Source organism: Microvirga sp. P4_G7, assembly GCF_056401005.1.
Window position 1 is genome coordinate 1 of sequence record NZ_JBFUKD010000680.1, and the last position, 1,920, is coordinate 1,920.

At 60.1% G+C, this 1,920-nt stretch carries 2 protein-coding genes; both read left to right on the forward strand.

All coding sequences use genetic code 11. From position 1 onward, the window contains the following. Positions 1-386: HAD-IB family phosphatase (locus AC1DT3_RS19465; RefSeq protein WP_477466862.1), on the forward strand; the 386-nt coding region annotated here is incomplete at its 5' end. Positions 387-507: 121 nt separating this feature from the next. Then, positions 508-1,920, forward strand: a 1,413-nt coding sequence (locus AC1DT3_RS19470) for a cadherin repeat domain-containing protein (protein ID WP_477466863.1), incomplete at its 3' end; no start/stop codon positions are given.

A 1,920-nucleotide genomic window follows, 5' to 3' on the forward strand; every position in this document is an offset into this window, starting at 1 on the left:
CCTATACATGCCTCGTGTCGGGGGGATTTACGCTCTTCACCGGGCCGATCGGGGACAAGATCGGCTTCCACGAGCACCGCTCGAATATTCTCAACATCGACGCCGAACGCCTCGCCGGTACGGTGGTCGAGCCCATCCTTGGCAAGGAAGCCAAGCTCGCCACCCTGATCGAGCTGCGCGAACGGCTCGGCCTCGACCGGCAGGACACCATGGCGACGGGAGACGGCGCCAACGATCTCGCCATGCTGGGCGAAGCGGGYCTCGGCGTCGCCTACCACGCCAAGCCGGCTGTAGCGGCCGCCGCCCATGCCAGGATCGAGCACGCGGATCTGACGGCGCTGCTCTATGCGCAGGGATACGGCGAGGCCGAAATCCTGAAGGATTGACCCAAGGATAAGTCCTTACGGAAACTCGTATTTTCAGCACTCCCGACCGTGAAAAGACTTGTAAAATCGTCTGAAATGATATAACGATAATAGGTCAGGATTTCTGTCGAGGACCTAGTCGATGCCCACCGAACCTCAGCCCGCCAATACCGCGCCGCACATTCGGATCGACGGTGTCCCAGTGGCGATCGCACAGGAATCATCACAGCCTCCCGGAAACAGCGCTCCTGAACTGTTCGCTCTGTGTCTCTACGACAGCAACCACGATGGTTTGGTCGGCGAGGACGAAGGTCCGAATCTCGGTTGGTTCGATGCGGTCGACCCGGACGGCGACCCATTAAGTTACGAGCTCATTCAAGAAGAGACGAGTCCTTTCACCTTACGGAACAACGCGCTGTACCTGAAAGAGGGGGCTCATCTCGACTACGAGACCAATCGGACACACGATATCACCGTCCGCGTTACCGACAGCCACGGCGCAGCGTCGACGGGAACGTTCACCTTGTTTGTCGGCAACGTATTGGAGGACGGTGAAATACCGCCGCCGCCTCCTCCGCCGAACAACAGCACTCCCTATGGCCTTGTCCTACATGACGGTGTGATCCGCGAGGACGCTGTCGGCCACACGTTCGCTGGCTTTCTGACCGCGCAGGATGACCAAGATCCCGCCTCGTCGCTCGTCTACGGCCTCTACCACCCGGACGAAAGTCCATTCATTCTCGAGGGTAACGCACTCTTCCTGAAGGAGGGAGTAACTCTCAATTTCGACGACCATCCGACGTACGATCTTTACGTTCGCGTCACTGACAGCCAAGGGGCGGGCGTCGTCGAAATGGTCACGATTCGCGTGCTCGACGTGTCTGACGAAGAGCAGCCACCGATCGATATCGTTCTGACCCATTCATCGATTGTCGAAAACGCCAGCAACGGGTCGCAGATCGGTGCGTTCACCATCATCGATCCGGATCAGGGCGATGCGTTCCATCTCGAACTCGTCGGCAGCGCCGATGGACGTTTCGCTCTCTTCGACGGGCGGCTCACCGTCGCCGACGGGTCGCGGCTCGACTACGAACAGGACCCGGCTCACACGATCAGACTCCGCCTGACGGACGTGAGCGGGCATACGATGGAGAAGGAGTTCACCATCTCCTTGCTGGATGTGGACGAGAATACTCCTCCTCCACCACCGCCTCCGCCCCCACCGCCGCCGGAGAACAGCGCGCCGACGATGATGATGCTCGATGGCGTGCAAGTCGTCGAGAATGTCTCGAACGGCACCCGGATCGGGCAACTGCGCGCCCACGATCCCGACAACGACGCAATGACGTTCTCGCTCCTCGACAATTCGGACGGCCGCTTCGCCATCGTCGACGATTACGTCGTGGTGAACGATCGGACGAAACTCGACTACGAGCAGGCGACCACGCATCAGATCACCGTGCGCGTGACGGACGATCACAACAATCATCGCGACGCGGTGTTCACCATCCATGTGCGCAACGATCTGCGCGACGATGATCCCCCACCGCCGCCC